General features: G+C 41.2%; 11 protein-coding genes. All 11 read right to left on the bottom strand.

The window, feature by feature from the left end; genetic code table 11:
• Positions 1 to 772: hypothetical protein (locus tag LI164_RS13380; RefSeq protein ID WP_227085902.1), on the bottom strand; the 772-nt coding region annotated here is incomplete at its 3' end.
• A 98-nt stretch (positions 773 to 870) separates the two neighbouring features.
• Positions 871 to 1,863 (bottom strand): AAA family ATPase, encoded by a 993-nt coding sequence (locus LI164_RS13375; protein WP_117606441.1) that lies wholly within the window; start codon positions 1,861 to 1,863, stop codon positions 871 to 873.
• Between the two features lie 12 nt (positions 1,864 to 1,875).
• Positions 1,876 to 3,315: a sodium:proton antiporter gene (locus LI164_RS13370; RefSeq protein ID WP_173786416.1), complete on the bottom strand. Its 1,440-nt coding sequence runs from the start codon at positions 3,313 to 3,315 to the stop codon at positions 1,876 to 1,878.
• Between the two features lie 198 nt (positions 3,316 to 3,513).
• On the bottom strand, positions 3,514 to 4,050 hold the full coding sequence (locus tag LI164_RS13365; protein ID WP_173786417.1) for a DUF6465 family protein: 537 nt from the start codon (positions 4,048 to 4,050) through the stop codon (positions 3,514 to 3,516).
• 142 nt (positions 4,051 to 4,192) lie between these two features.
• Positions 4,193 to 5,044, bottom strand: a complete 852-nt coding sequence (locus LI164_RS13360; RefSeq protein WP_173786418.1) for a putative manganese transporter — start codon at positions 5,042 to 5,044, stop codon at positions 4,193 to 4,195.
• Between the two features lie 284 nt (positions 5,045 to 5,328).
• Positions 5,329 to 6,327: a FadR/GntR family transcriptional regulator gene (locus LI164_RS13355; protein ID WP_173786419.1), complete on the bottom strand. Its 999-nt coding sequence runs from the start codon at positions 6,325 to 6,327 to the stop codon at positions 5,329 to 5,331.
• 90 nt (positions 6,328 to 6,417) lie between these two features.
• On the bottom strand, positions 6,418 to 7,668 hold the full coding sequence (locus LI164_RS13350; protein WP_005334246.1) for a M20 family metallo-hydrolase: 1,251 nt from the start codon (positions 7,666 to 7,668) through the stop codon (positions 6,418 to 6,420).
• Positions 7,669 to 7,697: 29 nt separating this feature from the next.
• A complete protein-coding gene (locus tag LI164_RS13345; RefSeq protein WP_005334247.1) occupies positions 7,698 to 7,898 on the bottom strand; it encodes a hypothetical protein in 201 nt (66 codons plus the stop codon).
• A gap of 34 nt (positions 7,899 to 7,932) precedes the next feature.
• Positions 7,933 to 9,543: an L-lactate permease gene (locus LI164_RS13340; protein ID WP_227087264.1), complete on the bottom strand. Its 1,611-nt coding sequence runs from the start codon at positions 9,541 to 9,543 to the stop codon at positions 7,933 to 7,935.
• A gap of 69 nt (positions 9,544 to 9,612) precedes the next feature.
• Positions 9,613 to 10,548 (bottom strand): carbamate kinase, encoded by a 936-nt coding sequence (gene arcC, locus LI164_RS13335; RefSeq protein WP_227087263.1) that lies wholly within the window; start codon positions 10,546 to 10,548, stop codon positions 9,613 to 9,615.
• A 22-nt stretch (positions 10,549 to 10,570) separates the two neighbouring features.
• Positions 10,571 to 13,582 carry a DUF1116 domain-containing protein gene (gene fdrA, locus LI164_RS13330; protein WP_173786423.1) on the bottom strand — a complete coding sequence of 1,004 codons (3,012 nt, stop codon included), beginning with the start codon at positions 13,580 to 13,582 and terminating at the stop codon, positions 10,571 to 10,573.
• Between the last annotated feature and the right edge of the window lie 52 nt (positions 13,583 to 13,634).

Here is a 13,634-nt window from a genome sequence, read left to right as displayed (position 1 = left end):
ATCCTTCCGGCTCTTCTGCCTCTTCCTCATCCAGATATCCTTCCGGCTCTTCTGCTTCTTCTGGCTTCGCTTCGTCCTCATCCAGAATCATTCGGGCTTTCTCTACTTCATTCTCCATAGAGACCTGTTCCTTGATATGTTCCGATTTGATTCTCTCTTTCTTTCCAATCTTACTTGACTGCATCATGAACTGAATCATAAGTCCTACAAATGCAAGAACTGCACCTGCTACATATTTTAACCATGACGGATCTGTAATTCCAGCAAGGTCGAGAATCGCCGGACCTGCAAGAAATCCACCTGCTATACCGGTAATTACAATGATCATCGGCTCTGCAAATATTGCAGCAAGAATCGCAAGCACAAGTGCCACTGCCAGTTCCACAATAGTAATGACTGAACTTTGTGCCGGTATCACTGCTGCCAGCACTCCCATAGAGCAGATGAATATCATCACAAATACACCCAGCCTGTATACAAGAAAAGACACTACTGCCAGCAATATCGCGCAGACTAATATAACCGCTACGGATGCAATACCTTCAATTCCCGCTAATGCACAGATTCCAGCTCCCACTCCTGCTCCAATCAGAAATCCCAGGAATGCCGCAACCACTTTCACCAGCTTCAAACCGAAAAATCCAATTAAAATACCGATTGCTATCACAGCCGCAAACACTCCCACGCTTAGCTTTCCGGCAAGGAACACTGAAGTCGGTCCATCCATGGAGCCTATCGCACTTATGCCTTTCACCAATGTTGTCTCATTCATTCTATTATCTCCTTTACGTGTTAATTATTTTCTCCCTTCTCATTCGTCTTTATTATATCAGTATCTGAAACACACGTAAAGTCTCTTTCTTGTACCCCTTATGCTTTCTTCCTGTTGATGATCAGACGTTCAATGATTTCTATCGTCTCTTTGATTCCGTAGTTGGCACTGTTAATGCACAGGTCATAATTCTCAGGAGTTCCCCATTTTTCACTTGTATAAAATTCGTAATATTTTTTATGCTGGCGATCCATTTTTTTCAAAAACTTCACCGCTGTCTTTTGATCCATCTCACGCACGTTCATCATATACTGCAATCTCACTTCAAATGGTGCGCTGATGAACAGACTGATATGTGGAATATAATTATTGCGCAGAATAATATCCGCACATCTTCCAACTATAATACAATCTTCTGTTCGTGCCAGATTACAGATCAGATCGCTCATATTAAAGAAGACGGCATCTTCTCTGTTAAGTCCATGATAACGATACATATTCCGCAGCTTTGATTTCAATGTTTCTCGTTTTTTTCCATATTTATCAAACTCTGTAAAGCACTCTTTCTCTTTAATATGAAATTTTTCTTCTTCCTGACGTTTTAGTACCTGCTCGAAAATCTCTGAATCATAATAATTGATATGCAGCTTATCTGCCAGCTCAAATCCAATATCATTTCCCGCACTTCCCTGTGTACGGCTGATACAGATAACGAGATGCGCATTTTCGTCCACTTCATCCCAGTGTGCAGCCGGATTCAGAGCCATTCTTTCTGCATTGACAATATCCGTTGCAGACATATCCGGAAGCTGCTCCATTGCTTTAAGAATCTCATTATATTCTGTCATCATACGGCTCTTATCTTCTTTATTCTTAATCGTACGAGCCATGTTACTAATCAGCGCCAGCTCACTTCGCAAGAGATGTCCGTCAGGCTTCGTATACATCAACATACTAAGTGCACGGATCGTATTCTCTCTGCTTCCTGTAAATGTTCTTCCAAGGGAAGATCCTACACATTTATATACTTCACCATCCAGATCATAGATCCGATTCGCAAGTTCTATATACATATCTTTATTATTTGCCATATCCGTAACCTCCTACAAAAAGAACACAAGCATATCCAGTATAAATACCGGAACTAAGAATGCAAGCGACCATAAGATATATCCAAAGAATGATGGCATATTGACACCATTTTCATCAGAAATCGCTTTTACCATAAAGTTCGGTGCATTTCCTATATATGTGTTTGCTCCCATAAATACAGCTCCACAGGAAATAGCCTCTAGAAGATTCACCGGAATCTGTCCAAGAGCCGTTGTAATACCTCCTGTTAATCCAAGTGTTCCCGCAGTTGTCAGGAATACAAGATAGGTCGGTGTATTGTCAAGGAAGCTGGACAGCGCTCCTGTTGCCCAGAACATCTGGTACGGCTCGCTAATTCCAAGGTTTGGTCCAACAGATTTTAACAGCATCAGTGCCGGCTGCATAGTAATAAAAATTCCGATAAACAAAACTGCAACCTCTTTGATTGCTCCCCACGTAAAATGGTTCTTTGTACGGATGGAACTGTCTGTTGTCTTAAATGACAGAAATGCTGCAAGTAAAATAATCACAATCTCAATCAGCGCAGGAAGCGTCAGTGTAACTTCTCCGTACAGACGAATTCCTCTTACATTACCTGCCGCGTCCTGGAATGCTGACATTCCCGGAAGTACTCCACTTAAAATTACTGCACCTACAATCATAATAAGGAAAATAATATTGTGCAGTCCTTCAATATAAAATTCGGTTCCCGGTCTGCTGATATCCGGTTTTCTTCCTTCCGCAATATCTTTACGGTATGCCTTTTTATCCAGATGATAAAATACAAATAACAGAATCACCAGATTAAAAATCAATATTGGCAATAAATGCATGCTCCAGAAAAATGGTACTCCACGCATAAATCCCATTAGAAGCGGCGGATCTCCGATTGGCGTAAGACAGCCACCCATATTGGAAATCAGAAAAATGAAAAATACCATAATATGTCTTTTTCTTTTTCTCCATGAATTCATCTTAATGACCGGGCGAACCATGAGCATACTGGCTCCCGTTGTTCCAATACAGCTGGAAAGCAGTGTACCCAATGCCAGCAGACATGCATTTACTCTCGGTGATCCTGCAAAATCTCCTCCAACTGTAATGTTACCAGATACACAGAATAATCCAAATAACAGAACAATAAATGTCAGATAATCATTCACGATACATTCCAATACTGTTTCAAATGTATCGCCTGCACCATAAACGATTGCAAATGGCACTACAAGTAATATGATCCACATAAACACCACAAGTGGCTGGTGTGCTTCCCACCACTCAGCACGTAACAGCGGCATGACCGCTATACATAACAAAAGCCCGGCAAATGGAATACATAGCCAGACCGGCACCTGCACTGCAGATGCATGACTTTCTGCCGCCCACACATAAGTCGGGAGCAACAGCATAACCATGAAGAATGTCCCTAATAATGTCAATATCTTCTTCAAAGCTCTCTTCCTCCTGTAAATCATTCTTTTTCAACTGTTCAAGTATAGCATATTTCTTTTACAATACAAAAGAAAAAATATTCAAGCTGATATATTACTGATAGAATAAATCATAATTATGGCATAATAGGTGTTACTGCTAACAAAAGAAAACAGATAGTAAAAGCCAGCTTTTACTATCTGTTTCTTTTTGTCTTCCTACTCGAATTCTACAGCTCCTGTTTCTGTTCCATTAATCACATAGTAGACCGCATTCTCTTCCGGTTTTATGTAAAGATCCATCTCTTTAATGTCTCCGACTTTTTTACCAGATCTCGTCCATGCTTTTTTCACACGGGCAATGATGTCTTTCTCTTCTACCTGCTTACCATAATACTCAACAAATGCTTTTATTTTAATGTCTTTCTTAGCAGCTTTCTTTACAGTCTTTGTCGCAGTCTTTGTTACAGCTTTTGCTACAGTCTTTGCCGCACCTGCACCTTTCACTGCTTTTTTCGTAATCTTATCTACTGTATCTGCAGCAGCCTTCTCAACTTTAGCTTCTACTTTCTCTTTTGTCTGTGGCTTTATCTCAGTCTTAGCTTCTGCCTCTACTTTCTCTTTTGTCTGTGGCTTTATCTCGGTCTTAACTTCTGCCTTTGCTTTCTCTTCTGTCTTTATCGAATCAGCCATAACATTTGCAGCTATTTTTACATCTTTTGTCTTTTTTACAGGTGTCCCTTTTTTTGTTACCATAATAAATCCTCCTCACAAAAAGGTATATCTCAAGTGTGAACATATTTATTATAGCACATCAAAATAGAAAATCAATTTCGAATATATTAACCTTTTGTCAATTCGTGTCGCTTATCGACAGCATTTTTCACAATTTGACAACTTAAAATTCGAAGATCTGTAAAACCATTCCTGCAATCACTGAAAGTGCATATAAAGTGAGTACAATCTTTATGTTCTCACGTTTATCCCGATTGACCTTAAAAAGTACAACCAATCCAATTCCTGCTCCGGTACAGAGACCGGAAATGGCAGATGCGAATGAAATTGCACCGCTGATATAAAGCTGCGTGATTACAACAGAAGCCGCACAGTTAGGTATCAATCCAATAAGTGCTGCAATCACTGGCTGGATAATACTATCTGCCAGAAGATATTCAGATAATGTCTGAATTCCAATTACTTCTATAATAAAATTCAAAATTGCTGTAAATACAAAAAGATAGAGAAATATCTTAATTGTATGGCGAAGTGCTGGTTTTAAAAGTCCGGCGTGGTGATCATGACATCCACAGTGATCACAGAGATTTCCACACTCTTTTGGAGTTGCAATTTGTTTCTGCAGGAAAAGATCAATGATGTATCCTGCTACGACCGCAATCACAACTTTTACCGCAAGGAGTGTCAGAACTGTCTTTCCCTGATCCGGATTGCCAAGCAAGATCAATACTGCTTCATCTGATGTTGCAAGAAATACAGAAAGCAATGTTCCTACCGATATAATCCCTCCTGCGTAGAGGTTAGAAGCCATGACTGAAAATCCGCATTGTGGTACACAGCCCACGAGTGCCCCCACAACCGGACCTGCTTTATCTACATCTTCCAGTGCCTTTCTTGTCAATTTTGTCGAATAATGCTCCAATCCTTCAATTAATAAAAATGCTGCAAAAAGAAATGGAAGCATCTTTAAACAATCTGCCAACGCATCTGCAAGTACATCTATTATCATTTCCATATTATCACCTCTAATTCTATGCCTTATTATCTAGTTACCTATTTTATTATGTTCTATTCTTAGTAACACAATCCGCAATATTATATCTTATTCTTTTCCAAATTACAAGAACTCCTCTGCAAATTTACAGGAAATTCGAGGCAATACTGTGAGGTACGGTACAAATCAAATATCACTTCATCATTCTGTAAATTTGCAGGGGAGTCCCTTTTCGATGTTATATCCGAAACTTTTTTATTTCTTTTTCAATATGTTAATGACTATGTAAACAGTTTTATGTAATCTTATCTGTAATTATAACGGGCTTTTGATCTCTTCATGTGCTCTTCCATAGCTTCTGCAGCACCCTCTCCGTCTTTTGCAAGAATAAGACCATAAATTTTCTGATGCTCTTCATAAATTTCCTGAAGCTGTCGTCCGTCAATCATTCCCGTCTCACTGACATGACGCATCAGATTACTGATTGTCTGAAGCATACTGTAAATTACAGTATTCCCGGAACACTCTGCAATACTGCTGTGGAACTCCAAATCTGCATCCAGAAACTTCTTATAATTCTGCTCTACATATGCCTGATGGATTTTATGTGATACATCATACAGACGATTCAGAGCGCGATCATCTACGCAGTCAGCTGCCAGATAAGCGGCTTTCACTTCCAGAAGATCTCTCACTTCCAAAATAGACTCTGTCTGATTGCCATTCATAAATAAAGACCAGGAAAGTGGAATGACGAAAAAATTTGCTTCATTTCCACTAATATAAGTTCCCTGCCCCGGCCGGATATCAATCATGCCAAGCACATCCAGAACTTTCAATGCCTCACGTACTGCCGAACGTCCAACTCCAAGTTTTGTCGCAAGTACACGATCTGACTCTATCTTATCCCCTTTTTTCAGACTCTTATCAAACATCTGCTCTGCAAAATACATAGTCAGGCGATTCAAAAGTTGATTAATGCTGCCTTTTTTAGACTGAAGCTTTCCAAGCGCTTCCGGGCTTACATCATCCGGTAACAGAATATGTATCTTCTCGGCAAATTCTTCTGATGGCATAGAAAAATGCATAGAATCAATTCCAAGCTGTTCTGAAACACTGATAATGACATCATTCATTCTGGGACCATCTTTTGCCTCCAGGTTAGACAATGTCGCGATGCTCATAGTTGGCTTTCCTTCTTCATCCGACAGGAATCTGTCAATGAATTCTTTTTGAGTCAGCCTTAAAGCTCTTCTTAACAATCGTAAGTTTTCTCTTTTGTACATCGGATTTAATTCGCCCATATCTTTTTCCCCGTTTCTTTCTCGAAAGGCCGCAGGATATCTCTTCCTCCGGCCTTTCGAATCACCATTCATAAATAATTATTTTTCGGATTACTCAGCAAGAAGCTTTTTAGCAAGACCTGTCATAACAACAGAAGCTTTTGCAAATTCACTATACTTTGTAAACTCTACCGGGCAGTGACTTCTTCCGTCTTTACTTGGAACGAAAATCATAACTGTCGGAAGCACCTGACCGATCTCAAGTGCATCATGTCCTGCTCCACTAGGAAGTCTCATATAAGAATATCCTCTTGCTTTGCAGTCTTCTTCCATGATGTCAAGCATACCTTCATCCAGCATAACCGGCTCGATCACAAGCTTTGTATCGATGTCATAGGATCCACCCATAGCCTTCACTTCACGGTCTAATGCTGCACGAATTCTGTTTGCGATATCATTAATATTGTCGTTGCTCTTAGAACGAATGTCAACTGTAAATTCACATTTTTCAGCTACAATATTCATTCCACCAGGTATCGTGTTAATATATCCGATTGTTGCAACTGTTCCATCAGCTTTCTCTCTTGCCCAATCTGGGATTTTAGAAATAACCTTTGTTGCTGCATCAACAGCATCAAGACGCATATCCATTGGAGTTGTTCCGGCATGGTCAGCTCTTCCGTTTACTGTTACCATATATCTCTGGATTCCAACGATACAATCTACAAGACCAATCTCAATATTCTTTGCATCCAGAACCGGTCCCTGCTCAATATGAAGCTCAAGGAATTTTCCGATAGAACCTTCCGGCCATTTTGCATCTTCAATCTTCTCTGGATCAAGTCCATATCCCTTCATGGCATCATAGATAGAAATTCCATCTGTATCTTTGTAATGTTTACAATACTCAACATCTCTGTGTCCAAGCATAGCTCCGGATCCAAAATATCCTGTTCCGAAACGCATACCCTCTTCATCGCAGAAACCAACGATTGCAAAGTTTCTCTTTGGTGTAAATCCTTCATCTTTTAACTGTCTTGCAGCTTCGATCGCGCATACAACTCCGGCGATTCCGTCAAAGTCTCCACCGTTTACTACTGAATCATAGTGAGATCCCATCATAACACATGGAAGGTCTGGATTCTCTCCTTTTAAGATACCGATTACATTTCCGGCCTCGTCCTCATGTACTTCAAGACCAGCCTCTGTCATAACCTCTCTCAGGTAATTTACGGCATCTCTAGCCTCTTTTGTAAATGGAAGTCTTGTACATCCATCTCCTGGTGTTGCTGTAAAACGTTTTAAACACTCTAAATTTTCAGCAATTCTTCCTGTTACTTCTTCAATTGCTACTGTTCCCATAGTCTTTTTTTCCTTTCTGGTTACAATAATTACTTATGTTTTGGTGTTAAGATAAACACTTTCACCGGTGAATAGAACATAGCTGCCATCATGATTACAAATCCAACTGCACAGGCTGCGGTTGTCCCGGTATATAAACCGAAAAGCATAATAGCAAATGCAATCATAATTACGATAAATGCTAATGTCAGTCCACCTTCTTTAGTTTTAAAAAAGCTATTCTTCTCCATTGTCAGCACTCCTTTTTCCAGATTCAAGACTTTCTTATAAAGCTGTCATAACAAACAATACTGCTCCAATCAAAATCGTAGACGGTATTGTAATCGCCATAAGCTTTTTCATAACTTCGCCTTCGCTTCCAAGGATACTTGCTGTTGTCGTACCAAGAATAATCTTGCTCGGGCTGATTGCAGCTCCGATTGCACCACCAGCTGACTGCGCTCCAAGGATTGCAGCAGTATTAGCCCCAAGAAGTTTTGCGGTTGTCATCTGGAAACTTCCAAATAAAATATTGGAACTCATGTTGCTTCCTGTCATAAATGTTCCAAGAAGTCCTACAAATGGTGCAAAGATAATGTAAACTTTTCCGAGTACATTTGCAATTCCATTTGCAAGTACAACTGTCTGTCCTGTTCCATCCATAATCTTTGACATAATAACAAGTCCGATAACTGCAATACCAGACGGCATTGTCATGGAAACAGATTTCACAAACACTCTCTTCGTACCACCTTCACCGATCCAGCCATGCTTTTTGTAATAAACAAGACCAATGATCGCTGATACAAACAAGAACATACTTGCATGAGTAAATGGAGCTAATGGTGAAAAGCAATCTACTGCTTTATTTACATAACCATAACCCGTAGATGTCTCTGGAAAAGCAAATCCAAATTTAAACTGTCCAAGCACTGTGTTCAGTGGTTTTACAAGTAATACCACCAGTGTGATAATAGATAACGCAAAATATGGTACAAATGCCTGAACAAGTGTCATATCCGGAATTTCTTCTTCTCCATCGGCTGCAGCAAAATCACGATTCATGATCGGGCTGTCCTCAATACACCACTCATCTTTATACATTTTTGTTCTTCCAAGAAGAAGAATGACTACCAATGAAATAACTGCCGGGATGAAACAAGCCAGTGTTGTGCTTACTTGTGTCAGCAGAAGTTCTCCGCCTCCCTGAATGACTGCCATAATTGCTACGGCTACAAATCCTTTTTTCAGTGCTTTTCCTTTACCGTAGAACCAACATGTGGCAAAACCACCGATTGCTGTCCAGATAAATAAGAAAAATGCTGTCCACATAGCTGTTGTAAGATACTCACTGCTTCCTACAGCAAGTCCGGCTGACATAGCCAGAGAATCCCACGCAGCTCCAAGTGTACCGAATGTATTTCCCCACGCCTGACCGATAAGAGGGATAATAACTGCCCACAGCGGTTTCACACCAATACCGATCAAAAGAGGTGCTCCTACTGCAACAGGTACGCCGAATCCTGTGATTCCCTGAAGGAAACTCTCAAAAATCCAGCCCATTGCAAGTACAAGAAGCAATTCGTTTGGCAAAAGTTTACGCATACCATTACGGATTACCAAAAATGCTTTTGCCTCATCTCCAACCTGATACATCAGAATTGCAGTCCATACAATGATCAATATGATCAGTGCATTCCACACACCTTTCGCACTTTCGGAAGCAAGAAGCGTAATGTCTGCTTTATAAAAAGCAACTCCAGTAACTACCGTTATCAGTAATCCTACCGGTGCCGCCTCGGTCGCTCCCCAGCCATACTTGATCATCAAGATCAGAAGTGCCGCAATTGGAAGGAACGCCATAATCCACATAAATAGATTTACTGGTATATTCATCTTGTTCCATCTCCTATTTTCTTCTCATTACTTACAGATGTGGGATAACTCCCACATCTGATATAACTATTATTGATGGATCACAGTTCCTGTCTTTCCGGCAATTCCTTCTGCCGCTTTGTCAAGAAGTGTAATCAATGTTCTTCTTCCTTCTCCTGACTCAGCAAAACGAATTGCTGCTTCAATCTTCGGAAGCATAGAACCTTTTGCAAACTGTTCCTCGGCAATATATTCCTTTGCCTGATCTACAGTCAGATCTGAAAGCCACTCCTGATTCTCTTTGCCAAAGTTGATCGCAACTTTTTCTACAGCTGTTAAGATAACCAGATAGTCTGCTCCAAGCTGAGCTGCCAGAAGGCTGCTCGCATTATCTTTGTCAATAACTGCGTTGACTCCGACCAGTTTTCCGTTCTCACTGATTACCGGGATTCCACCGCCACCACATGTGATTACGATGTGTCCTGCATTCACCAGTGTCTTGATCGTCTCAAGCTCACGGATTCTCTGTGGCATCGGAGAAGCTACTACTACACGGTAGCCTCTTCCTGCATCTTCCATACAACGCACGCCATTTGCTTCATTTTCTTCCGCCTCTTCCTTAGTAAGGAATCTTCCTATTGGTTTTGTCGGATTCTCAAATGCCGGATCATTCTTATCTACTTCTACCTGTGAAAGGATTGTAGATACTTTTCCTTCAATGTTACGGCTGTAAAGCTCGTACTTAATTGCATTCTGAAGATCGATTCCGATATATCCCTGGCTCATTGCCACGCTTGTCGGAAGCGGAACCTGTTTATAATTCTCATGCATAACAACCAGGTTGTCCATAGCATTCTGGATCATTCCGACCTGTGGACCATTTCCGTGTGTTACGATGATATCTAATCCCTGCTGTGCAAGGTCAACAATTACTTTTGCAGTCTTAGCCACTGCCTCTTTCTGCTCTTCTACATCTTTACCAAGCGCATTTCCACCAAGAGCAATGACAACTTTTTTCTTTTCCATGGCTGCCTCCTATCTTCCGGACTTATGCCTCGAATCCAAGCTTCTTAGCGTATGCTACGATAGCTTTTTCGAAACACTCGATTGGCGGGTGAACTGTACCTGCTCCAATCTGTCCTTTTCCTGCTACTTTGTTAGCAATACCTGTGTTGATTACTGGTGTGATACCTTTCTCAACTACAAGTCTTGCATCGATTCCAAGACAAATTCCCTGGAAATTCCATGTAGGAACTGTGAAGTTCGGGTTTCTGTCTGTAACGATTTCCATCATCTCGTTACTTGTACGAAGAGCATCCTCGTATCCGCCTGCACCTACGAATCTTGTTACAGCCGGTGCTGCGATCATTGCCATACCACCGACACCAAATGTCTCTGTAATAGCACTGTCTCCCATATCCGGGCAAGCATCATCTGCATCATATCCTGTAAAGTACAGTCCCTGTGGTGTATTAACCGGACCTGTGAACCACTCGTCACCCATACCAGCAATACGGATACCGAACTCATATCCGTTACGGCACATTGCTGTAACGATTGTTCCGTCTGTTCCTTTACGTGCATCATCCATAACAGCCTTACCTGTAGCCATCATGATGTTCAGGAAGAACTGATCTGTATCAGCAAGGAACTTGATAACATCATAGCGGTCTTTCTCGCTGATGTCTTTCATCTCTGTAATAAGCGGAGCCATCTCTTTTAAGAATACAAGAGAAGCTGCAATATTTCTCTGGTGGAACTCGTCACCCATTGCGATTGCTTTTGCGATCAGTGGGTTAATTGCAAGTCCATTCTCCATAGAACGAAGAGCTTTTCCAAGTGTTGGACCAAGAACATCTCTCATCCAACGAAGTCTGTTAACAACTTCCTCATCATAAGCTCCGAAACGAAGAACTTTACCAATACCCTCGTTCATTGTACAGTAAGCTCTGTTAGCTCCTGTCTCGTTCTCAACTACAAATACTGCCATGTTAGGAGATGTGATTCCACCCATAGGTCCTACTGCGTTGCAGTGGTGGCAAGGGATGAATTTGATCTCGCCATTCTCAAGCATTTTTCTAGCTTCTTCTTCTGTCTCTGCCCACTCCTCGAACATTACAGCACCTACGCAAGATCCCTGCATCGGGTCTGGCATATTCTTGTAATCTACCGGAGGACCTGCATGAAGAATTACTTTTCCATTATTTTCAGCAAACTCTGGAATTACTTCTTTTGCACGAACGTTATCTTTTAATACTGGCTGGCTTGCTACAACCTTAGCAATCACTTCACGGTTCTTCTCTTCGATTCCTTCGTAATTTCTTAAGAAGTTCAGAGTCTTAATAAGTTTTACATTTCCGCCTGCCGGTGGAGCCCAGTCATACTGTACAACTTCGCATCCAAACTCTTCTACAACTTCTGCGAAGCTCTTAAGTCCGATGTTGATGATACGTGGTTTCTCAGAAAGAAGCTCTTTTAATGTCTCAGCTGGTGTATGTTTCTCACATGCAACAACCTCTTTTGCGCGAATCTCTTTCTCTGGCTCCTGGAAATCTCTTCCGATAGCGTGGATAGCTGTCTGACATGCAAGCTTGTTGTTCTCACATACGATAACTCCAGCCTCTTTTAATTTGTTAACTGCCTCATCATATCCCTGATAATCTCTTCTTGTTCCACATACTGTAGCGATGAAGAATACTTTTCTTCCTGCTGCATCTGCTTTTGCCTGAAGTTCTTTGATTGTCGGGATCAATGATCCTGCCATATCTGCGTGTGAACCATATCCAAGCATGATGTCAAGAAGAACAACTCCTGTAGACGGATCATCTACTGCTTCCTGCATACACTCAATACGTTTTGCTGGATCGATCATCGGATGTGGTTTACCCTGTGTATAAGCATCATCTCCAAGGTCAACTACTACGTTGCCATCTAACTGGAGCATATATCCTTCAACGTCCTCTGGTGGAACTTTGCAGTTCATTGCATCTTTGATCAGCATAGCTGCCTCATTTGCAAGTGTACCACCTGAGTAGTAAGCTTTGATTGTCTTTCCGTCTTCTGCTTTGTAGAATTCAGACTCATCTACATCAACAGTAGCTTCCGGAACCTTTGTTCCTCTTACAAGACCTACAGCAAGACGAGCTGCCTCATCCAGTGTGTATGCATGATAGAAGTTCTCCTCATGATACTCTGGTTTCTCTCCAACAAACAGAGTAACAACTGGTTTGCTGAAGTTAGAAAGTCTTGCAGAGATTTTATCTCTTACTTCTTTTGCAGGCGGTTTGGAAACGATTACAAGTACTTTCACTGTATCGTCGTCTTCCATTGCATCGATCATATCCATCATTGTGATTCCACCGACCTCAGCCTTCAGGTCACGTCCACCGATACCGATAGCGTTTGTAACACCCTCACCAAGTCTGTCGATAATTGTTGTAAGCTCCTGGATACCTGTTCCTGAAGCTCCGATGATTCCGATAGAACCTTTCGCTACATTATTTGTAAATGCGATCGGAACTCCCTGAATGATTCCTGTACCACAGTCAGGACCCATAACTGCAAGTCCTTTTGAATGAGCTTTCTCTTTCAGAGCTTTCTCATCCTCGATTGTTACATTGTCACTGAACATGAATACGCTCAGTCCCTCATCCAGTGCACGGTCAGCCTCTAATGCTGCATATGCTCCCGGAATAGAGATAACTGCCAGGTTTGCATTGGACATTTTCTTCAGTGCCGCATCCCATGATTTTACACTTTCAGAACCTTTCTTTCCTTCTGCTGCTGTGGACTGTTTCTTTAAGAACTCCTCAACTTTGTCCATTACAGCATCAAGTACTGCTTCATCATTAACATCAGCTACAACTACCATATCATTTGCTGTAGCGTCCATTAACTCATCTGTTGTAAGTCCACTCTCCTTAAAAATGTCTTTGTTCGCCGGTGTAGCCATCATAACCTGAATCTTGTTGACTCCATCCAGTGAAGAAAGCTCATTTGTCAGAAGCATCAGAACTACTGAATCCTGGTAACTGCCTTTTTTTACGACTGTCTTTAACATGTCATTTCTCCCTTCTTATCTAGTTCATTGTTTTTATAGTTTGATATCATCT

The sequence above is a fragment of the Dorea sp. 210702-DFI.3.125 genome (assembly GCF_020560945.1).
GTDB lineage: Bacteria > Bacillota > Clostridia > Lachnospirales > Lachnospiraceae > Dorea > Dorea formicigenerans.
Note: the sequence above shows the minus strand (reverse complement) of the source record. Positions and strands in the feature narration are given on the sequence as shown.